The 22,053-nt window shown below is 56.3% G+C and carries 17 protein-coding genes and 1 pseudogene; 7 read left to right on the plus strand and 11 right to left on the minus strand.

The annotated features are described in order from the left end of the window. Positions 1–32: 32 nt before the first annotated feature. The 3 genes from KGA89_RS29300 to KGA89_RS29310 form a co-directional block, all read right to left on the minus strand. Positions 33–2,468: a pyrroloquinoline quinone-dependent dehydrogenase gene (locus tag KGA89_RS29300; protein ID WP_013692807.1), complete on the minus strand. Its 2,436-nt coding sequence runs from the start codon at positions 2,466–2,468 to the stop codon at positions 33–35. A gap of 58 nt (positions 2,469–2,526) precedes the next feature. Then, positions 2,527–3,768: an SMP-30/gluconolactonase/LRE family protein gene (locus tag KGA89_RS29305; protein WP_013692808.1), complete on the minus strand. Its 1,242-nt coding sequence runs from the start codon at positions 3,766–3,768 to the stop codon at positions 2,527–2,529. 143 nt (positions 3,769–3,911) lie between these two features. Next, complete coding sequence (locus KGA89_RS29310) at positions 3,912–4,469, minus strand: hypothetical protein (protein ID WP_013692809.1); 558 nt, start codon at positions 4,467–4,469, stop codon at positions 3,912–3,914. Positions 4,470–5,024: 555 nt separating this feature from the next. Here KGA89_RS29310 and KGA89_RS29315 point away from each other — a divergent pair. From KGA89_RS29315 to KGA89_RS29340, 6 genes are all read left to right on the plus strand, one after another. After that, entirely contained in the window at positions 5,025–7,139 is a 2,115-nt protein-coding gene (locus KGA89_RS29315) for an acetate--CoA ligase family protein (RefSeq protein ID WP_223473173.1), read from the plus strand. A gap of 68 nt (positions 7,140–7,207) precedes the next feature. Next, positions 7,208–8,248: a CDP-6-deoxy-delta-3,4-glucoseen reductase gene (locus KGA89_RS29320; protein WP_223473174.1), complete on the plus strand. Its 1,041-nt coding sequence runs from the start codon at positions 7,208–7,210 to the stop codon at positions 8,246–8,248. 49 nt (positions 8,249–8,297) lie between these two features. After that, a complete protein-coding gene (locus tag KGA89_RS29325) occupies positions 8,298–9,035 on the plus strand; it encodes an enoyl-CoA hydratase/isomerase family protein (RefSeq protein ID WP_223473175.1) in 738 nt (245 codons plus the stop codon). Between the two features lie 63 nt (positions 9,036–9,098). Continuing rightward, the gene (locus KGA89_RS29330; RefSeq protein ID WP_013692813.1) at positions 9,099–9,893 is read left to right on the plus strand and encodes an enoyl-CoA hydratase/isomerase family protein; all 795 of its coding nucleotides are present in this window, start codon (positions 9,099–9,101) and stop codon (positions 9,891–9,893) included. Positions 9,894–9,948: 55 nt separating this feature from the next. Next, complete coding sequence (locus KGA89_RS29335; RefSeq protein ID WP_013692814.1) at positions 9,949–10,881, plus strand: LysR family transcriptional regulator; 933 nt, start codon at positions 9,949–9,951, stop codon at positions 10,879–10,881. 193 nt (positions 10,882–11,074) lie between these two features. Next, the gene (locus tag KGA89_RS29340; protein ID WP_013692815.1) at positions 11,075–11,827 is read left to right on the plus strand and encodes an IclR family transcriptional regulator; all 753 of its coding nucleotides are present in this window, start codon (positions 11,075–11,077) and stop codon (positions 11,825–11,827) included. A 121-nt stretch (positions 11,828–11,948) separates the two neighbouring features. On the opposite strand, the gene KGA89_RS30930 is transcribed toward KGA89_RS29340, so the two are convergent. From KGA89_RS30930 to KGA89_RS29365, 6 genes and pseudogenes are all read right to left on the minus strand, one after another. Beyond that, complete coding sequence (locus KGA89_RS30930) at positions 11,949–12,716, minus strand: methyl-accepting chemotaxis protein (RefSeq protein ID WP_371856347.1); 768 nt, start codon at positions 12,714–12,716, stop codon at positions 11,949–11,951. An 87-nt stretch (positions 12,717–12,803) separates the two neighbouring features. After that, a pseudogene (locus KGA89_RS30935) lies at positions 12,804–13,913 on the minus strand (sensor histidine kinase); the annotation flags it as partial. A 161-nt stretch (positions 13,914–14,074) separates the two neighbouring features. After that, positions 14,075–15,445, minus strand: coding sequence for an MFS transporter (locus tag KGA89_RS29350; protein WP_013692817.1), 1,371 nt, complete (start codon positions 15,443–15,445; stop codon positions 14,075–14,077). Between the two features lie 423 nt (positions 15,446–15,868). After that, positions 15,869–17,203: an NAD(P)-dependent oxidoreductase gene (locus KGA89_RS29355; RefSeq protein ID WP_095973873.1), complete on the minus strand. Its 1,335-nt coding sequence runs from the start codon at positions 17,201–17,203 to the stop codon at positions 15,869–15,871. A gap of 110 nt (positions 17,204–17,313) precedes the next feature. Next, positions 17,314–18,090, minus strand: a complete 777-nt coding sequence (locus KGA89_RS29360; RefSeq protein ID WP_013692819.1) for an SDR family oxidoreductase — start codon at positions 18,088–18,090, stop codon at positions 17,314–17,316. 3 nt (positions 18,091–18,093) lie between these two features. Continuing rightward, the gene (locus KGA89_RS29365) at positions 18,094–19,209 is read right to left on the minus strand and encodes a CapA family protein (protein WP_079302881.1); all 1,116 of its coding nucleotides are present in this window, start codon (positions 19,207–19,209) and stop codon (positions 18,094–18,096) included. A gap of 361 nt (positions 19,210–19,570) precedes the next feature. Here KGA89_RS29365 and KGA89_RS29370 point away from each other — a divergent pair, with 361 nt between their 5' ends. Further along, positions 19,571–20,410, plus strand: coding sequence for an SDR family NAD(P)-dependent oxidoreductase (locus KGA89_RS29370; protein ID WP_013692821.1), 840 nt, complete (start codon positions 19,571–19,573; stop codon positions 20,408–20,410). Between the two features lie 52 nt (positions 20,411–20,462). Here KGA89_RS29370 and KGA89_RS29375 read toward each other — a convergent pair whose 3' ends face one another. Together KGA89_RS29375 and KGA89_RS29380 are read right to left on the minus strand one after the other, a co-directional pair. Next, positions 20,463–21,635 carry a lactonase family protein gene (locus KGA89_RS29375; protein ID WP_223473176.1) on the minus strand — a complete coding sequence of 391 codons (1,173 nt, stop codon included), beginning with the start codon at positions 21,633–21,635 and terminating at the stop codon, positions 20,463–20,465. Beyond that, positions 21,636–22,049, minus strand: coding sequence for a Zn-ribbon domain-containing OB-fold protein (locus KGA89_RS29380; RefSeq protein WP_223473177.1), 414 nt, complete (start codon positions 22,047–22,049; stop codon positions 21,636–21,638). It lies immediately after the preceding gene. Positions 22,050–22,053: the final 4 nt, after the last annotated feature.

Here is a 22,053-nt window from a genome sequence, read left to right on the forward strand (position 1 = left end):
CTCCTTAGTCGATCAGCTATTGTCAGCAGCGATCACTTGCTGTCTGGAATTGCAAAGGCAACCAGCTTCGAACCAGGCTTCGTACGATAATGCGGACGCCCACCCTCGGCGACCACCACAAATTGCCTTCCGCTGACCGGACTGCGGTAGGTCATGGGCGTGGCATTGGCGCTGGTGGCCAGGCGACTGCTCCACAGCTCCCGGCCGGTGGCTGCATCCAGGGCACGGAACGTATGCTCTGCTGCACCGCCGATAAATACCAGGCCGCCACGGGTCGTCACGGCGCCACCGGCGGTCGGTGTACCGATCGGGATGGAAACCAGGGTCGGCAGACCGAACGGACCAATGTCACGCGGTGAGCCGAATGGCTTGGACCAGATGAGCTTGCCACTGACAAGATCAACAGCGCCAATCAGGCCCCAAGGTGGCGCATTGCAAGGAATGCCAAGCTGCGAAAGGAAGTTGACCCGATAAGCGCCGTATGGCGTGTCAAGCATAGGCTGCTCTGCTTGTCCCCCTGCGTCCAGACCAGGTGCAATCTTGAAATTGCGTTGCGTTGCTTCTTCGCGTGTTACCAATTCGATTCGGTCAGGGACCTGAGTCCAGTTGACGATCATCAGCCCGCGATCAACGTCCAGCGAGATGCCATTCCAGTTCACACCACCCATTGAACCGGGATCGATCAAGACATTCTTGTCGAGCGTGATGGGCGTGAATTGGCCCTCGTAGCGCGATTGTTTGAACATGATCCGGCAAACCATTTGGTCGATCGGCGTCGCACCCCACATGTCTTTTTCGCGCAGTTGAGGCCCCCTGAAAGCAGGGAGCTCGACAGAGGCAGGTTGGGTAGGGGACAGCCATTCGCCTTTGGCAATGTCACGCTGAGGCACAGGCTGTTCTTCCACCGCCTTGATCGGTTCGCCAGTCTCGCGGTCGAGCACGAAAATTTCGCCGCGCTTGGTCGGTTGGATCAGCGCTGGCCGCATGCCCTTTGCGGTAGGCCAATTCAACAGAGTGGGCTGAGAAGCGACGTCATAATCCCAGATGTCGTGGTGCGTGGCCTGGAATTTCCAGCGCAGTCGACCCGTCTCCGCGTCGAGAGCGATCACCGCACTGGAGATATCCTCGTCATAGGGACGGCGCTGCCCACCGTAAGCATCAGGTGTCGCGTTGCCCACTGGCAAATAGACGAGACCGAGCTTCTCATCCGCGCTGATGGGGGCCCAGCTGTTGGGCGTGGAAGGCGTGTAATACTGCCCTTCAGGTGGCAGGCCGAGACGATTCGGCGCGCCGGCATCAAAGGCCCAGGCGAGTTCGCCTGTCACCGCATCAAACGCCCTGATGACGCCGGACGGACCACCCCAATATTGCCCGTCGGGAATGCCACCACCGACGACAATCTTGCCGCGGATAACTTGCGGTGCCGAGCTGACGTAGAACAAGCCATGTGGGTAAGGTGCGACGCCCTTTGTCAGATCGACCGCGCCGTTGTTACCAAACCCTGGGCAATATTCACCGGTTTTCGCATCCAGTGCCACCAGCGTGGGGTTGTGGCTGGGGGCGTAGATGCGCTCTGAGCAAAAACCATTGGCGTCGGGCACTTTGTAGTACGCCACACCCCGACAAGGTTTGCCCGACTGCGGTACGCCGTTGGAAATGTCGCGGCGCCACAATTCTTTGCCGGTTTCCGCATCGAATGCATGGATACCGTTATTGCCATCACACGCGTACAGGGAACTACCCATCATGATGGGGGTGCCTTCGATGGCGTTGAGATCGCCGTTCACCGGTGCCATGTCGGCTTCCCAGACTTTGACCAGCTTCGAGACGTTGGTTGTGTCAATGTCTGCTAGCGGACTGAAGCGGGTTCCACCTTGGTCGTTGCCGTAGGCTTGCCAGTCGGTACGTTCGTTGTTGGCCATTGGTTCAGGCAGTTTCGCTGGCGCCTGCGATTGCAAGCCGCGTCTCAACATCGGAAAGTCCGGTGCGTCAGGTCCGAAAGCGTGACTGACGCTCCCCAAGGCGATTGCAGCGACCAGGCCGCCGGCAAACGATGGCCAGCCGCGCGGAAGCTTCCGGGTGTTCGGCGCAGGCGTGAGTCGGGTGAAATGCGGTAGCAGAAGAACTGCGCCGAGAACGAACGGACCAATGAGCCGGGGCGCCAGTTGCCAACCGTTAAAACCCACCTCCCACAAACTCCAGGCCGTGGTCCAGACCAGCATTGCGGCATAGACCCAAACCCCTCGCGCATCACCGCGCCAGAGAAATACACCGCTTGTGATGAAGGCCAGCCCGGTGATCAGGTAGTACGCAGAACCTGCGTCCGCAACCAAGATGACACCGCCAATGGAAAGGGCCAGGCCGAGTATCAGTAATACAATGGCAAAGATACGACATACCCATCGCGAAGCTTTTGTCGTATCGCGCTTGGCATTCAAAGAGTCAGGCTCTGCGCCAATAGGGGTCATAAGGGTTTCTCCATGTGATCAATAGGACACACGTGTTGGGAACAAGCATTGAGGCGGCTCATTTGAATGACGCCGGAGGCAAGCCATGGGTGAACACCTTGGCACTGAATATTGTCGCTCCTTGCCCCTTATCTCCATCACTGGTGACGGAGTACAAGGTGTTCGTATTGGGATCAATGGCGAGGCTAGTCGATAGCAGGTTGTGCCCTTGTTCGCGCCCCGGCAGCAGCACCTGACCAATCGGGATACCGATCTGGTTAAAGACCATTACACGACCTTGCCCATAGATCGCCACATAGACATTGCCATCGGCGTCGACCCGCATCGAATCGGGGGAGGGCCCCGTGAAACGGTAGGGGATGGACGAACTGATGGTGGCGATGGTAGTAGCGTTGGCCAGGTCGATGCGATGCAGAAGGTTGCGGCCAAATTCGGTTGCCCACAGCGTTTTTCCGTCTGGACTTAGCGTAACGCCGTTGGCCATCGAGAGATGCGGCAAGACGACAACGGGAGGCGAAAGATCGGGAGAAACGTAATAGATCCCGCCCTTTGGCTCGGTCGAGATACCTTTGAAATCACTGAAGTAGAAACCGCCCTGTTTGTTGAACGCCAAGTCATTGGGCATGAATCCGGCGTCTTGCGCGATGATGGTTTGCATTCCCGTGCCATCGGGTTTGACCGCGAAAATCGCGCCGAGGTTGCGGTTCAGATCGAGAGCCGCGATGAACAGACGTCCGTCGGGATGAAATGCCAGTCCGCCAGGGGAGAGGTTCTCTATCGTGGCTACGATTGAAAGCTGTTTGGTCGGCGAGAGGCGAAGTACGCGTTTACCCGAAACATCACAGAAAAGCAGGTTGCCCTCGCGGTCAAATATGGCGCCTTCCAGTATCCGTCCTTCGTTGGATGCTTTGAACCAGGTTTGAGCAGTAACCGTTGGAAGGCCTCGTTCCGATACCGGGATGGGTACTGGGCCTTGGGTCTGCTTGTCGTAGGCCAATGCTGAAGAGGGGGGGAGTGGCCCGGCGTATGCGCCTGTAGCGACGCTGGCGGCGCCAATGGCCAGACAGGCCAGCAGGCTGCGGAGCTGGAGTTTTTTGAGCGCTCCATGAACACTGGTGCTTTTTCTATCCGAATGTTTCCTACAGACATGGATGCTTGTCGTGTTTATCGCTGTGTGCGGTGCAGGCATGTCGAGTTGTGTCAGCGTGGGTAAAGCGGTCGTAGCGAATAGCCGGCTGGGGGGCGCGCCGGATATCGGCACGACCAGCCCTTTGAAATTGAACGTTACGCCAATGCTCATAACGAACTCCATTGTGCAAAGCCTTTTACTCCCCCTCAGGGGCGTAGACTTGTTTATTGTTTGATAGGGTGAAGCTGTATTTCTTACGCGTTAACGTTGGGCACACGACCAGCGAATGTCAGTCCGCCGGAGGGGCCCCTACTTCAAATCTCTTCCCGGGGGTACTGGAGCACGAGGACCTCGGCACCTTGGTCGCCTGCTTGGATCTCGAACTTTTCCTCAGTTGATTCCACGACGATCATGGACCAGAGAGGAAGCTCCTCTTCGCCATGCAGTACGCTGCCGTTTCCGACGAAAACGTAATAACCCGATGCAATACCAGGGGGCGGACCGTCCACCTTCATACCAGCGCCCAATCGTAATACCTGAGCGCGCAGGCCATCTGCCTCATCTTCAAAAAGCAGTTCCCAACTCGCTTCTTCGCGGGCCTGCATCACAGGGGCAATGGAGAACTTGATGGGCTCGGACGTCAGGTGCCGGCGTTTGCTGGGACGCAGTTGTTCCCGGTAGCCAGGTTCACTCAAATAGACCGGTTGGGAGTTTCCGGTGTACATCCGCATGGCGACGAAGGACAGCCCTTGCGGGCCCGCCACGATCGGACCGTAAGCCGTGTGATGGTCTTTGAACTGGACGGTGAGCGGTTCCAGCACCTGACCGCGATTACCCAGTGTGCCACTGCCAGCGATGAACAACTGAAACATCGACACCCCGTGGAAATGGGGCACTACTGCTTCGTGTGCTCTGAGTTCAGACATTGTCGCCTGAGGGCCTGGGGCCCGCCCTTGAGAGCTCCGCGGGCCAAAGAAGGTCGTTCCCCAATGCTGGTTTCCGGTACCGGGCGAAACGATAACGCTCCGATTTGCAAGGGCGTCTGCCCCACTGCGCGTGTAAATCATCACCAATGCTCCTATTGAATCTGCATGTATGCAGGACAAATCAACCGTCCATACGAGGCCGTAGCGTGCCCTCGGTCGACGCAAAATCATACTAGCATGTGTTTTGATAATTAGCACAAGTTTCAATAGGTGGAACTTGTGAGCGGCAGATTCGTGCTGAGTTAGCGCCGGTGCAAGCTTGTGTAAGATGGTGTTTGTGGTTTCATTCATTGAAACCTATTCCAAAAATAATTGACTTTCGTCCGGCTGCGGACGACAGTGCACCGTGGCAGCTCTGCTTTTGGGGAGAGCAGAGAAACGACTGCATCTCTTTACCTCGTCTCCCGATTTTCGATAGCGATCAAGGGCTTCAGTACCGATATGAATAATTACAAAAACTTGCTTGAACCACGTTCGATTGCGGTTGTAGGCGTGTCGGAGGATGCGGGACGTCCCGGCTCTCAGGCCGTAAGAGCTCTGATGAGCAATGGATACACCGGCGCGATCTATCCGGTGAATCCCAAATACGAAACCTTTGAAGGTTTGAAGTGCTATGGGTCCGTTGCCGATATCGAAGGCGACGTCGACCTCGTGGTGGTTGGCGTTCCTGCGCAGGGCGTTTTAGCCGTGCTGGAATCGAGTGCGCAGAAGAAGGTTCCTTTTGCGGTGGTTCTGAGCGGTGGCTTTCGAGAGAGCGGTCCGGAAGGGATTCTCCGTGAGGAGAAAATGCTCGCGATTGCCCGGGCGGCGGGCATGCGTATTATCGGGCCCAACTGCCTCGGTTTTGCCAACATCCATTCTCGTGTCTACGCCGCATTCGGCAGCATTACGCGTGAACCGAAACTCGAGAAAGGGTCGGTATCGCTGGTGACGCAGAGCGGGGGATTCGGCTACAGCATCGCCCTTGCATGTGCCGAAGCCGGTATTGGTTTCCGGCATGTCATCGCGACGGGCAACGAAAGCGATGTCAACACGGTACAGCTCATTGAGGCGCTGCTTGATGATGACGAGACACACACCATCGTCGCCTATATCGAGGGAACCAATGACGGTCGTGCGCTGTTGGAAATCGGCCGCAAGGCTACGGCGCGCGGCAAGCCGATCCTGCTGTGGAAGGGGGGCGTCACCGAGCAGGGCGCACTAGCGGCCGCATCGCATACCGCCAGCATGACGGGTGTCTATGATTTCTATCGTGCCCTGTTCAAGCAAACGGGGATCGTCGAGATCAGAGAGATCCATGAAGCAGTGGATTTCCTCAAGGCATTGGAAAGCAAAAAATACCCGGACAATGGGGGTGTCGCGGTGATGGGGGTATCGGGCGGGTCTGCGATCGTATTCGCAGATGCGGGTGAGCCTGAAGGTCTGACCTTGTGTGAACTTGGTAACGATACCCAGCAAAAGCTGCTGGCGGTCGTACCTAACATCGGGGCCGTCCATAATCCAATCGACCTTACCGCAGGGTATTTTTCAGCGGCCAATGCGCAGAAGTTGGAAGCCGCTGTAAGCGCGACGCTTGAAGACCCTGCCGTAGGATCGCTTTGCATTAACCTGGCAACCACAGGCGCCTCTGGCAGCCTGGCGGCAGCCCAGGTATTGGCCCGAATTGCCGCGTCGGCATCGAAGCCGATCCTGGTTTTTTCCTCAGCCCCCAGCGTTCAGGTTGCAGAGGCGCTGCGTGTATTCGCTGATGCGGGAATTCCGGTGTTGCCTTCGCCGTCGCGAGCCGCCAAAGCTATCGCAATGCTGATGCGATTCAAGCGGACTCAATCGCGCATTTTGCAGATGCAAGAGGATGAGGGGCTCAAAGTAGAGCGAGCTTCTGTACCGCTTAGCACCGCCGTTGGCAGTCGGGCATCGTTGTCCGAGGTCGAGTCCAAGGAAATGCTGCGTTCCATCGGTATCCCCGTCACAACCGACCTGATCGTGAAGGGTTTTGACGCTGCGCTGTTCGACAAAGTCAAAGCGCCACTAGTCGTCAAGATTGTCTCTGCGGACATTGCGCACAAAACCGAAATAGGCGGCGTAAAGGTCGGCATTCGGACCGCCCAGGAGCTTGAGTCAGCGATCGAGCAGGTGTTGGCCAATGCGCAGCGGCATGTGCCTGCCGCCCACATTGAAGGTGTCCTCGTTTCCGAGATGGTGACAGGTGGCTTCGAACTGATTGCCGGGGTGGTCAAGGATCCTTCATTTGGCCCAGTGGTGGTAGTCGGCGCAGGTGGGATTTATGCGGAAGTACTGAAGGATTCCGCGTGTCGAATCGCTCCTTTCGGCCTGCCAACCGCTATGGAAATGCTCGATGAACTGCAATGCAGCGTGATCATGCGCGGGGTTCGGGGCGCGCTTCCCCTTGACGTCGATGCTGTTGCCCGCGCGTTGGTGGCGTTATCGCAGTTTGCCTGGGAGCAGCGCGGCGATATAGCCGAAATCGACATCAATCCAATGTTTGTATTGCCCCACGGTGTGATTGCCGCGGACGCCTTGATTGTGCGCGGTTAATGAACCGCCCCCAAGCTTGTCGCGAGAAAGAGCAATGTACAAAACATTCTGTAAAGGGGTGAATCGCTATGAATGACAGCCTGTCCGCCACATTGACGCATCGGGTCAATGTGAAGCCTATCGACCGCACGTTCGAGGTGCAGCAAGACGATACGATACTTGCTGCCGCCCTCAAAAGCGGGTGTCAACTGCCCTACAGTTGTCAAAATGGCATCTGCGGAACCTGTCGGGCCAAAGTACTCGACGGGGTGGTCGATCATGCGGGGTCCAGCATGGCGATACTTTCCAACGAGGACCGGCAGCAGGGCTACGCGCTCCTGTGCCAGGCAAAGGCTTTAACCGCATTGACGATCGCCTGCGAGGTGGTGGAAGCAACACAAGACATCCCTATTCGACGGCTTGTTTCCCGTGTCGATCGTCTCGAGCGCCTGGCCGAGGATGTGATGAGAATTCGCCTGCGCCTCCCTGCCAAGGAGTCTTTCAGGTTTTTGCCTGGGCAATATATCAACGTCGTGATGCCAGGCGGTATTCGTCGCAGTTTGTCGCTGGCAAATGTGCCCGACGACAACGTGTTGGAATTGCATCTCAGGAATTACGGTGGCCCGTTTAGCCAACACGTTTTCAATGTCATGAAAGAAAACGACCTGGTGCGCCTTGAAGGCCCACTAGGTACTTTTTTTGTGCGTGAAGACAGTAGCAAACCAATGGTCTTCGTTGCCAGCGGCACAGGGTTCGCACCGATCAAAGCCATGATTGAGCGTGAACTTGAAAAAGCATCGAGTCGTGAAATAACTCTCTATTGGGGCGGGCGAAGGGCTTCGGATCTGTATTTGAGTTCCGTTGCCGAGGCTTGGACGAAAAGTCACAACGTCACGTTCATACCTGTCCTGTCAGAAGCGCACCCCGACGACCTATGGGAAGGTCGGGTCGGCTTTGTTCACCGTGCAGTCATGGAAGATTACGAGGATCTTTCCCAACATCAGGTCTATGCCTGTGGAGCGCCCGTCGTCGTGCAATCGGCAAGGCAGGATTTTGTGACATTACGCAACCTCCCCGAGGAAGAGTTTTTCGCGGACATGTTTGTGTCGGGACAAAAGACTCCCCAGTAGAACTCGTGTCGTGTGTCTCGATGAAATAACAACAAGCACGTAGAGGAAGATGTCCGTGGATGAACTAGCCAGCGAGTTGACGGTTGAGCGACATGAGTCGCTCCTGTGGATCACTCTTAATCGTGTCGCCAAGGCGAATGCGATGACGGTAGATATGATGGAGCGTGTGACGGCTGCACTGCAGGCGGCCACTGATGACCCGCGGATAAACGCGGTGATGTTGACCGGGTCTGGTGAGCGCGTGTTCTGCGCAGGGGTCGATATTCGTGAACAACCGGCGGACGGTGATACGGCACGCCAGCGTGAACGAAGGTCGTTAGCGTTGGCGGCGCTGCAGGACGCCGTGATGGACTGTCCCAAGCCAGTTGTCACAGTGCTCAATGGTACCGCGACGGGAGGTGGCGCGATGCTTGCGCTCTTGGCGGATGCCTGTGTCGCGGTCGATACCGCGAAACTGTCGCTGCCCGAAATTGATTTGGGTATCGCCACCTTCTCGGGTGCGAACATTTTAGAGGTCATCGGCGGACGCGCTTTGGCGCTTGATCTGATTCAGAGCGGCAGGGCGATGAAGGCTACCGAAGCATTGGCGAGAGGGCTGGTCCGCGAGGTAGCCCTGCGAGACGAACTCCATTTGAAAGCTTCGGCGCTGGGGCAGGCGTTGGGGGCAAAGAACCCGCGCACGTTTGCCGAAAACAAGCGGTGGCTCAATCGTTCGCTGAGAGCTGCATTGTTGCAGGCTCGGGACGAGCATGCACGACACCGTGCACTGGCTCAGGCCGAGCAATAGCGCAGCGGGCAACGAGTGTGGTTTTGCACGGGCGGCGTGTCCATATCGAACTGAGGGAATATGATGTCTGATCTAGAAGTCAGTACCGTTGGCCGGGTCATGGTAGCCAAGCTAAACCGGCCCGAAAAAAAGAACGCCTTGAGCGAGAGCATGCTGGATTCACTTCGCACTGCATTGCTGGCTGCCGATGAAAATGATGACATCGGTTGTTTCGTCATCACCGGTGCCGGTGATGCATTCTGCTCCGGAGGCGACCTGGGCCGTCGGGCCGCCGAAAGCGCAGAGGGGGATCCAACGCCGCTCGAGCGTAAAATCAGATTGCAAAAAGTCACCCACCAGGTGGCATTAGCGATCGAGAGCTTTGAAAAGCCACTCATTGCGGCGGTAAACGGCGCGGCGGTGGGGGCGGGCATGGATCTTTCGTTGCAGTGCGATATGCGTTTCGCATCAGAGTCGGCTCGATTTGCTGAGGCTTATATTCGTGTTGGCCTGATCCCTGGAAATGGCGGTTGCTATTTGCTGCCGCGCATAGTCGGTACCGCGAAAGCCCTGGAATTATTATGGACGGGCGATTTCGTCAGTGCTGAGGAGGCGTTGGCATTGGGCATCGTCAACCGAGTATTCAGTGATGACGAGCTCATGCAGCAAACGCTGGATTTTGCTACACGCCTGGCGGATGGCCCTCCCATCCAGCAACGCAGCATAAAGAAGCTGCTATACCAATCGCTGCGGACCGATTTACGGACGAGCTTGGAGTCGGTGGCTGCGCAGATGGCCGTGGTGCAATCCACGGATGATTACAAGGAGGCCATCAAAGCTTACAAGGAAAAAAGGAAACCGCGTTTTATCGGCAAATAGCGTGTCGTGCCTGGACCGACCGGTCCAGGCATCGTTGTGATAGTGGAGGTGTCCGATGGAACTGCGTCAACTGCGCTACTTTGTCCGGGTAGTTGAGTGTGGAAGCATGGGGCGAGCAGCGCTTGAACTCGATGTTGTCACCTCGGCCCTCAGTCAACAAATCAGTCGACTGGAGAATGAACTGTCCGTTCGGTTGCTGCTAAGAAAGAAGAGCGGCGTGCAGCCCACCAGCGCCGGATTGGCATTCTGGCATCGAGCACAACTGGTGTTGCGCAACGCAGAGGATGCGGCCCACGCGGCCAGGACTGGACGGTTCGCCGGGCATGTCACGGTGGGATTGGCTCCATCCACCTCAGGCGTCGTTGCACTGCCGTTCATGGAGGCGATGCGAGAGCGATACCCGGATATTTCCCTTCGTATTGTCGAGGCGTTATCGGGCAACCTGGAGCGGATGCTGAGTGCTAGACAGATCGATCTTGCGATATTGTTTGGCGCTGATCATGGGCGCAGATTCAGCACTCAACCGCTGGTAAATGAACGTCTTTTCGCTATTTCCGCAGCTGACTTTTCCCTGGTCCGCAAGAGTGAATCGCTTTCAATCAGTGAGCTTTCCAACGTCCCCCTTATATTGCCCGGCAGTACGCACGGCCTCAGGGCGCTGATAAACAATGCTTTTGAAAGAGAAGGCTGCACTATGAACGTCATCGCGGAAATCGACGGGCTTGCGATACTCATGGACGCGGTGGGGGCGGGCTTGGGGATGACGGTGCAACCTAGCGCGGCACTTGCAAGGCATGATAAAGACCGTTTCGATACGGTACCCATTTCCGAGTTCAATTTTACCCGCTTGAATCAAGTCGCCAGTTTGTCGGACGATGAGTTGTCGCCGGCGGGTTTGGCAGCACGTGTTGTTTTGGCTGACGTCGTTCGCACGTTGGTTTCGGATAAACGTTGGCTGGGCACGCAACTGGTAACGGTGCCCGACTGAACAAGGCGCGGTCGCCAGCCGTCTCGATGTGCCTCCGTTCTCGAGTTCGGTGGGTGGAACTGAAGTTGGCGAGTGAAATAGCGTCATGCTAGTATGTTATTTTGAGACTGATTCTCGTTTGTTGGCGAATGAAGCATTTCGTGTCGAGGAGGATCGTTACGATCAACGATTTTGATGGGGTTTTTCAAGAATGATGCGCTCTGTGCAACGTATCTTGGCAGTTTTCGAAAGCTTTAGTTCAGACCGCAGCAGCCTTACGCTTCAAGACATTGCAGACCGTATCGAGCTACCGAAGTCGACGACGTTTCGTATTGTCCAGAGTCTTGAAAAGGCTGGCTACCTGGTACGTCTTGAGCAGCAATATTGCTTGTCCTTCCGGTTCACGCGCTTGGCTGGCCTGGTAAAAAGTACCCTGGGTATTCGTGAGATCGCTCGACCTGTATTGCAAGAGCTCGCTGAGCAGACTGAAGAAACAGTCTCCATCCATGCGGTGAGTGATCGCAATCGAGTCTGTCTCGACTCGGTCACGACCAGCTCGGCACCGTTGCGCGCGGTGGTCCAGGCGGGTGAACAGATTCCCTTGTTGGTAGGGTCTGCTTCAAAGGTCTTGATGGCCTATATGCCCAAAGCCCAGCTCACCCCGTTAGTCAAAAATGTTGCCAAAGCGACGAAGCGCACCAATGGCGCGGTGCTTGAAGAGTTCGCCATGATCCGGGAGCAGGGTTATGCCGTTTCCCATGGCGAACGGCTGTTAGGCATCTCGGCGATCTCGGTACCCATCAAGGACGTCAATCAAGAAGTGCACTATTGCTTGTCGGTGGGGGCACCGACTGTCCGAATGAACATGAATGAAAAGGAGTTTATCGAGTTGGCAGTCAAAGGTGCCGAAGTCATATCGCGACAATTCGGTGGAGAGGTGGCCTTGCCCGCCCCTACATCCGACTGATGATGTGCGCCTGACCTCAAGCCTGGATGTCTTGACATTGGCTCATCGCGAGAACGAAACGCTCCGCTGGTCACTTCCATGCGAATGGACCAGTTGGGACTTCCAGGCGAACGACGACGGTTCACGATTTGAAGCGTCCCACCAGACCGTTCAGTTCATCTGACAGACTCGACAACTTGCCGGAGTCATCCTGTGCAGAGTTGGCCAAGCTCTCCACCAGCCGAGCCTCGTCATAAATCTGCTGGATATGCCGATTGATCTCTTCGGCCACGCTATGCTGCTCTTCAGCGGCGGCGGATATCTGCAGGTTTTGATCCCTTATTTCATTGACCGACAATTGGATGCCTTCAAAGCTGTCCCGGGTGCTTTCGATGGACGACACACTGGCTCGCGAAAGCTCAAGGCAACTTCCCATTTTGCCCATCACCTCCTGGGTCTTGCTGCCTAGGGCGCCGAGCAGTTGCTCGATTTCGCCGGTCGAATCGGATGTGCGTTTGGCCAGTGCTCTGACTTCATCTGCCACCACTGCAAATCCTCGACCTTGATCACCCGCCCTGGCGGCTTCGATGGCTGCATTCAGGGCCAGCAGATTGGTTTGCTCGGCAATGGCGCGAATGGTGCCAAGGATCTGGTTGATGCTGCGGCTGCCGGCTTCGAGCTCTGTCATGGACTGCGACGACTCGGTCAGACGGCGTCCCAGGCGATTCACGTTGTCCGTGGTGATCTCGATCTGCTGCTTGCCCTCCGCCACACGGCGATGTCCGTTCTCGGCGGACTCTGCTGCGCCGCTGCATGAGCGGGCCACCTCATTGGCGGTTGCGACCATCTCGTTGAACGCGGTCGACACTAATTCCACCGCTTCGCGCTGTCTTCCGGCGGCCTCGTTCATGTTGTTGGCAACCTCGCTGTTAACCCTCGAGGCATTTTGCAGATTGCTCGATGCGGCGCCGATGTGTTGGATCAACTGACGTATGGCGGTGAGAAACTTATTGAACCAGCCTGCCAGCTCAGCGGTTTCGTCGTTACCCTGAAACTCTAGTTCGCGACGCAGATCTCCCTCGCCCTGTGCGATCGATTGCAGTCCGGTGCTGACCTGGCTGATGGGTTTGACGATGGACTTGGAAAATGCCACGGCGACCAGGGCAAAAATGACTGTCAATCCTCCCACGATGAGGGCGGTGAGGTAGGTCATGCGAGTGGCCGCGCTCATGACTTCACTGCGCTCGATCAAGCCGATATAGCGCCAGCCAAGATCAGGCGACGTCCAGACGTTGGCCATGTAAGGGATCCCATTGAGTTCAACCTCGGTTGATCCCTGCGGGATGGCGGCCAACTTTGCATAGGCCTCGCCCAGGTCCTTGAGCGGCTTGAAGCTATGCGTCGTGTTGCGGGGGTCTACCAGGACGATTCCGTCCTCGATCAACATCACGTAGCCGCTTTCGCCAAGCTTGATGCTTTTGACCAGCTCGGTGAGGTTTTTCAAAGACACGTTCACGGCTAACACACCTTTGACGATGCCATCGCTCGTGATCATTGCCCTGGCTGTCCCCACCAGTGCTGCATCTTCCTTACCGTAATCATAGGCTGGATAAAAAGCGGGTGTTCGTACGGTTTTTCCAGGGCTCGCCATCGCCGCTTTATACCAAGGGCGTGAACGCGGATCGTAGTTGGCCAGCTGAGGATCATCTGGCCATTTGGCATAGGAGCCGTCCTCCAGGCCGATGGAGAGAATCGCCGCGGACGGGTGGGCCGCACCGTAATGCGCAAACCTTTCGATCAGTTGCTGGGCCGCAGGAGGCAATGGCCGGCTGGCGGCATCGCCGGTCTGGTAGTTCTTCAGCGCGCCAACCGATACATAAACTGGATCGGTTGCCATTTGATCCACATTTTGCTGGCTGGCGTCGAAAAACTGGCGAATGTTGCCATCGATCTGACGTATTTCCCGCGTACTGCCATCCATAAACTGATCAACTGCCAGCGTTCGTGTGTTAGTCACCGAAATCACTGCGACCAAGCTCACGGGTATAAACGCGACCAATACGAACGTCAGCACAAGCTTGTTTTTTATTTTCATTGTTAAGCCCATAAACAGGGAGGACGGGCAAACGGCCAATTTGGAGCGGTAGTCGCCTTTACACCCGATCCTGTTCGGGTGCGATATGTTCGGCGGCTCAGCCGATGAGGCGGACTGTTTTCAGTCCGCGCACATCTTGAGCCGCTCAGCGATCAGTTGACTGCAAAAAAGGGTTATGTAGAAAGCTCTTGCCGCATTGCTTTCTGGGGCTGCGGCAATTCACTCGCCTTGTTGCTTGTCTTGTTGCCCACCGAGGTGCGCAGGTTTATTCCACGAGTCTCAGGAACAAACTGAGTTGTGATCAGACAGAGCACGGCAATCAACGTGACGTAAAAGGCCGGCGCCAGCGGGGAGCCAAACGCCTGGGACAGGTACGCAGCGATCAATGGGCACGTTCCGCCGAACATCGCGACACTTGTCTGATAGGAAATGGCGTGTCCGGTTGCACGGAACGATGTCGGGAAAAATTCCGCTGCGGCCACAAAGCTGGCTGCCCCATAAATCCCCAATCCGGCAGCGAGGAGTGTTTGCCCGGCCACAGCGCTAGCGAAGGAACCCGAGGCAGCCAAGTACATGGCCGGATATGCCGAGAGTGCTATCCATGCCGCACCAAATGTCAGTACTCGCTTGCGGCCAAACCGATCGCTCAATAAACCTCCTAACGGAAGTAGGGCTGAAAGTACGATGACGGCGATGGCGTTTGAGATCAAAGCCGAGGTGGAATCCAGCTTCCCGACCTCAATTAGAAAGGTGTACATAAAGCCGAGCAATAGGTAAGCCCCTACCGAAAAAACCGGTTGGACCATGAACACGTGCAACATACCCCTCAATCCACCGCAGCGAATGGCCGCTATCAGCGGATTTTTTTTGATTTTGCTGGCTTTACTGGCCTGGCGGGCTTGCTTGTACTCTTCAGGCTCATCGATGTTGCGGCGCAACCAGAACCCGACAACTCCGATAATGCCTCCAAGAAGGAAAGGGATGCGCCACGCCCAGTCTGAATACGCTTGATCCCCCGCTCCAAGCTGGAGTGCGACGACCAAACCAGCCACGACGGCGTTGGGCAGGTGAGAGAAAATCAGCGTGAAGCCAAGCCAGTATCCTCTGCGGTTTTCCGGTGCCGACTCGACGATGTAGCTGGTCGAGCCGGTCGTTTCGCCACCCAGTGCCAAGCCTTGTGCGATTCGACAGAGCAACAGCAGTAACGGTGCGGCGATCCCGATGGTTGCATAGGTCGGAAGCAGCCCGATGATCGCGGTGCCTAGTGCCATGAGCCAAACGGTCATCGCCATGACCCTGATACGGCCAAGGCGGTCCGCCAGATAGCCAAACATCAAGCCACCCAGGGGGCGGGCTACGAAGGCCACTGCATAGACTGCGAACGTGCTCAGAAGCGCGGCAGTTCGATCTGAGCCGGGAAAAAAATGAACGGATAAAATGGGAATTGAGAACCCGAATACAGCGAAATCGTAGATCTCACCGAAGTTCCCGATAGCGCCAGCGGCTAGCGATCGCCGAGAGCTGGTCGTTTTCGTCTTCGTCATGCGTCTTCTCCTGTGACAGGATGGTTTTTATTAGTTGATGCAAAGCTGATGCATCAAGACTGCAGGATGAAACAGTGTTGCTTCGCCATCAGGCCTTAGAGATGTTCGAGGCGTGGATCAATGTTGCATTTTCGCCAGATGAATCTTGGTGGTCAGCGAGCGTAATGTTTGTGAAAAGCGTTTCTGCGATGACGCAATCCGCTAACGAAGGTTATGTTAGAAAGACGCGTGTTGCTGGGGTTTAAAAGCAATACGCGTTCACTATTTGTTAATAGGTTGGCGAGGTTTGCCGGACCAGGCAGGTAGCCGAGCGTGGGCTTGTTTCCTGCAGAAGGTGCCGCTGGCTTACCGCCGCATCGGGACAGATTTTGGTTTTCATATAGACCTCGATCGATTCCACGCTCACTATTCGTGAGCCGCCAATCAATTGCAGTTGGAGGAGGGCTTGAACTGAACCGCGGAAATAGAGCTGTAGAACGTGCTCAAGTCTTTTATCGGGACTGGATCGCTGATCTGATGATCCGCTTGCTCGAAGAGGCTTCGTGCAGCATTGGCGATCAACATGGGAGCTCCAAGATCATTGCCGCGCAAACAGGCCGCTTTGAGGATGGTTTTTTCGCTCGAGAGTGCCGTGTTGTCCAGGGGGTGACTGGATAACAATTGGGTATAAATAGAGCGAGAGGATTCACTCCATCCCGATGTCTTTTCCAGGACCTGTGCCATGTCTTCCAATGCCAGCCCATATCGCAGGCCTGCCGCCGTGCATTCATAAGTAATCGCGCTGCATAGCGATGCGATCGCACCTGTGACCAACTCGATGGCGTCACCTTCAGGGCATGCTTGAGGGGCGCCATCCGTGGTCAGCTTCACGGCGTCGCCGTCGTACAGTTTTGTCGCCGCCATGCTTTCGATGAGCCCGACCATGTCTTCGAGCTGCGCAGTTGGCCCCAGGGTGTTGGTTCCGATTTGCAACAATGCCCTGACCAGAGCGGTTAGCGGCATCGGGACATCCCTGGACATTCCCAGCGCGACGGCTTGATCGACGTCTTTGAGCATCAATGCGAGGGCGAAATTGGTGGAGGGTTTTCCCTGGGCAAGCGCGGGTAGCATTCTGTCTGTGGTTTGATTTCGCGCTTTGTTGCGGTTCAACACGTCCGCCATCAGGGGCAGTGACAGGCCGGCTTTTTTGCCCATGGCCACGACCTCAAGGGTCCCGAGTCGACAGCCAGCATTCATGGCGTTGTTGACCATTTTCATGGCTTGGCCGTCGCCGACCCTGTCGCCACAACGATAAATCGTTTGGGTAATAACTTGTAAAACGGGGAGGGCACGCTCGTAAACCGTATCCGAGCCCGCAACCATCAGCGTGGCTTTGCCTTCGGCAACGACCAGAGGACTTGCAGACACCGCAGCATCCATCATGTCGATACCGCGTTCGGTCAGTTCTTCGGCCATACGTCTGGTCTCGCCCGGGATGCCACTTGTTTGATCAATGATCAGCGTCCCCGGCACCAATCCGGCCGCGAGGCCGTTTGGACCGAACAGCGCAGACCTGACGTCCGAGCTGCGTGGCAGGCACAGGAAGATGACGTCACACCGGCGAGCCAGGTCGGCCGCCGTGGGCGCGACGTCAGCGCCCAGTTTCTTGAACGTGTCGACGGCGGCCGTGTTGATATCCCACACGCATAACGAGTGAGACAGGAATCGACGAGCGAGTTGACTGCCGAGGGCACCGAGCCCGATGTATCCGATTTTCATTGCCTGTCGCCTCTCTTGTGACCATTCAACCGACGCATGCGACGTATAGGGGGAATGGTGCAGATACTTTTATTGTTCTTGGGGTGTGATGAGAGCGTATTGCCTGATTGCTAAAGCAATGAACCGATCATGCCGCCATCAACGCTGATGCTCGATCCAGTGATGAAACCCGCCTGTGTGGATGCGAGAAACGCGACCACGCCACAAACCTCGTCTTGTTCCCCCATGCGGCCGAGCGGCGTAAGCTTGCGGCGTGCTTCTGCCTGCTCCGGGGTGTACGCGGCGGTGCCGGTGCGGTGCGATGTGTCGATCAATGCTGGCGCTACACAATTGACAGTGATGCCGCAAGAGCCCACCTCGTTGGCGAGATGTTTCATGTACGCGGTGACGCCTGCGCGAAAAACGGTTGAAAGGCTATGGTGCGGCATGGGTTGCTTCACCGATGCCGAGGTAATGGCGATGACGCGACCCCATTGCTTCTTGAGCATCTGAGGAACCATTTCCTTGGCGACCTGGATGGTCCCCCAGAGTTGATTTTGATAGGCCTCTTGCCACCGTTCCTCTTCAGTTTCGTCGAGCGTCGCCCGCAGCGGATTGGGTGCTCGTCCCGTGTTCAGGACGAGGATGTCGGTGCCGTTGAATGTAGCGTTCACCGTGTCGGCGAGGCGCTTTACATCAGCGGCGACGCGCATGTCGCCGGCAATGGCGACTGCACGCACGCCATGCTTTGCCGTTATTTCCTGGGCGAGGGCGGCCAGTTTGTCCGCTGAACGTGCAAACAGCACCACATGAACGCCCTCGGCTGCCAGTGCGTGGGCAATGTTCTTGCCTAAACCTGCGCTGGCGGCGGTGATGACAGCCACTTTTCCGTTGATCTTCAGGTCCATGATTTACTCCGACACGATGATTTCATTGCCTTCGACGCTAAATCGATGGGGCATGTCTTCGGAGGCCCATTCCAAGTAGGAAAGTACTTCCTGGAATCGAGGATCGTCGTGATTCAGCACTTCAGGCCGATACCGTGCGTCCATGGCCATCGGAAGGAACGAAACCTTTTGTATACCGTTTTTGGTCGCCACTGCTTTGGCGAGCAAGCTCAACGTACAGGCCTTGCCGTAGGGCATGAAAGGATATTCGGGATCGAGGTCCGCGTGATTGCGAACCGCACCGTGAGACCAGGCGGGCTCGCTCCATGAAGGCGCGGGAAACGACTTGGTCATTGCGAACACGCCGAGACTGTAGAAGACGGCTTTGCCCTTATACATCTCGATCGCTTTGGGAATATGCGGTGCGTGGCACACCACCATATCTGCACCTGCATCAATGGCAGCATGGGCTACGGTCACCTGGTAATCGGAGATCACGCGCGGCAGCCGGATGACGCCGGAATGAAAAGCCAGGATAACGACGTCTACCTCACCTTTCAGCTTCTTGATGTCCTCGACCAGGTTCGCCAGGTCGCTGGAGTCAGGTTCCGTGCGAATGCGAACGGGCTGGTGGGGACCTCGTGTTTCATAGGAGGTATCGACCTTGATACTGGTCACGCCAGGTTTTTGCAGTCCTGCCTCGCTGCCGGCAGGACCGAGCGAGGTATAGCCCAAGTAACCGACCTTGATGCCGTCGTGTTCAATGATGGCTGGACGTCGTGCTTCTTCCAGATCCCGACCTGCGCCTGTCACCTGGATGCCGCGCGAGACAAAAAAGTCCCGGGTATCCACGAGGGCATCCGGGCCGCTGTCGTAGCTGTGATTGTTTGCCAGAGTCACCGCGTCGAACCTGCCATTGGTGAAAATAGCAGCCATTTCAACGGGCTGACCGACTTGAGGGGCATGGTCTGCGCGCACGGTGCGATCCGAGTAGGTGCGCATGCAGTTGATGAAACGCATATCGGCCGAGGCAAGAGTCGGCAGGACGAGTTCTGTGTACCCCTCCACCGGGAAGCCGTCTTTCGCTCCATGCGTGGGGCCGCAGTCCCCGCCGATCAGTATGGTGGCGTTCGATGTCATTTTTCCCTCCTATTATTCTTGTGGGAAATTTATGGTTTCGATCAATGAAACAGATGCTGCTAGATAGAACTAATAATAGCACCGCGAAAACGGCATGACCACGATTTGTACAGGCATCATGTCGTTGGATAAAGAGTCAGTCTGGATTTTCGTGGTTCTGATGATTGGAACAGGTATCGATAATAAGAACATGTGATAGTATCGATTTTGACATCCGTCCGGGCGCAGGCGTTACCTACCTGACCGTCTCTATGGCAGGTCGAGGGTCGACACCTGTTCAGGAAAACGACGTTGGTGCCAGTCTACTATTTGAAATTATCAGTTAGTTCAATCGCTTACATGAAAATAAGAGAGGGCGGAAATGGCAAGCTCACTGGATCAAACGCAGGGGCACACACCGGCAGGGCGGCTTGCCGGGAAAGTTGCTGTTGTTATTGGTGCTGGACAAAGCCCGGGCGAAGGCATGGGTAACGGTCGAGCGGCGGCCATTCGATTTGCGCGTGAAGGGGCGCACGTCCTGGCCGTTGATCGGCAAATCGAGTCCGCTGAGGAAACTGCGGCGATGATCATTCAGGAGGGCGGTTCCGCTGCAGCATTTTCTGCGGATGTGACCCGGGAACACGAGTTGGCCCTTGCCATGCAGATGGCAAAAAAACGTTGGGGGTCCCTGGATGTCCTGCACAACAATGTGGGGGTCAGCCTCGCCGGTGGTGACGGCGACTTGATGGACATCACCGAAGATCAGTTCGATAACATTTGCCGTATCAATCTTCGCGGTACCGTCTTTGCTTGTAAGCACGCAGTAGCAATCATGCGTGAACAAGGGGGCGGGGTTATCGTCAATGTGTCATCCGCGGCGGCATTGGGTAAGTATCCCTACGTAACGTACAAGGCTACAAAAGCGGGTGTCATTGCTTTCACCGAGCAGTTGGCGCTTCAAAATGCCCCTTATGGGATCAGGGCGAACTGCATCCTGCCAGGCTTGATCTCGACGCCGATGGCGGTCGAGGCGCGTATTCAAGCGTGGAACCAGACGCGTGAGCAGGTCAGCGCGGAGCGCAACGCCAAGGTGCCGCTCGGCCGCCAGGGAACCGCTTGGGATGTTGCGAACGCGGCCCTGTTTCTTGCGTCCGATGAAGCCAATTTCATCACGGGTATCTCGTTGGCGGTGGACGGCGGCCGGTTGCTCAATCGTATTTAATCGTAGTCCCCCACTGCTGGCAGTGGGGGACCATCGGCGCATTACCGCTCAATCAACGTAGCCCGACAATACCCATCCAGTACTGAAGTTGATTTCCTGACGTCTCGACATCAACGCTTCGAGCGTACTTGAGATGCCCGTCATCACCTATCCGGAATATCGACAGTGTCGCGGGCGTTACAGTCAGCCCTTTTTCATCATCGTATGCGGCCAAGGCCTTGATACTCGCCGTGACGAGCAAGCGGCCACTGGGATCACAGGCAAATGTTCGGACGTGAAAGGAACGAGTGTCCACATGCTGAACAAGTGTGGGCTCGCCTGTTTCAGGGTTGATAGCGTAGACGGCTATGTTGTTTTCACCTCCGGAGAACACTGGGTGCCCCTGGTGGGAGTGCGTCGCATCTGCGCGATTTACCAGGTAAACAAACTTCCCGTTTGGATGAACATGGATTGCACCGGCGAGTTGTCGCGGGCTCACCTGCTCAGGGGTTCGCAGCGTTCCCCGCGTGAAGGCTGGCTCTGCCTCGATCCGGTCACCGTCATGTCGGAACATGTAGAGACGGTTGGTTCGCTCGTCGGCTGCGTAAAGCCACGGATGCGTCGGATGAAAGTCGACATGCCGCGGGCCGAAGTCATGGCCATGATTCGGCGCAACCACATCGCTCATTTGGAGATGCTCTTCAGTTAGCCGAAATGAACGGAGTGCCCCGGGATCTTCCAGCTTGTCTGTCGTTGCGTTATTGCCGCGGTCAACTATCAGGACTTGTTTGGCGGATGGATAAAACATGACCTGGTGCGGATAGACCCCAAAGTCGGTGTTCGGATCCTGAGGCAGGCAGCTGCCAATTGTGCAGTCTGCGTTGATGCGGTGCACAGTCAATGAGCCGCGCTTGAAATTGTGGGCATTTACGATAAATCGTCCCAGGGGGTCGATACACAAATGTACCGCTCGGTAGGGAAGTCGCGCAGGTAAGCCGTGAGTGTTGAGTTGCCCGTCAGGTCCCAACGAGTAAGCGCTGACGTGATTGTGATGGGACTCCACCCTCGGGCCGCCGTCGCTTGTTGAGACATACAGGAAGCCGCCGGATGGATGAGGCCATGCGTATTGCACCTTTGAGGCCACAGTGATGCTTTCCATCCTGTGGAGCGTTGCGCTGTCTACGTCAATCATATAGCGCGTGATGACATCACCTACGGCGCTGTAGAGTACGGCGCGGCTGCTCATTCAAGCCTCCGAACGGTCAATGGTGAACATGGGAACGGACATGCCGCTTTCTGATTCTTTAAACGCGACCCTGACCCGCTGCCCGATGCGAACACTGTCCAGATCAACATCGACAATGTTCGTAAGCATCATCAGTCCCTCGTCGAGGCGCACATAGGCAATGCAGTACGGTGCTGATGCGCCACGTCGTGTGATGCTGAAGGTGTAGATCGCCCCAGTCCCGCTTGCGGTGATCCATTCGACATCGGTGCTCCAGCAAAACGGGCACAACGCACGAGGATAATGATGCGGTTGATGGCAGGCATTGCAGCTCTTCAAGAGCAGACGCCCCTCGGCCGCCGCGTCGAAATAGGGTTCATCACCGGGGTTCAGGATGGGGTCGCTGATGGGGCGTTCTGTGTAGGGGGTCGACATGTTT

The organism is Pseudomonas sp. A-RE-22 (assembly GCF_019956035.1).
GTDB lineage: Bacteria > Pseudomonadota > Gammaproteobacteria > Pseudomonadales > Pseudomonadaceae > Aquipseudomonas > Aquipseudomonas brassicacearum.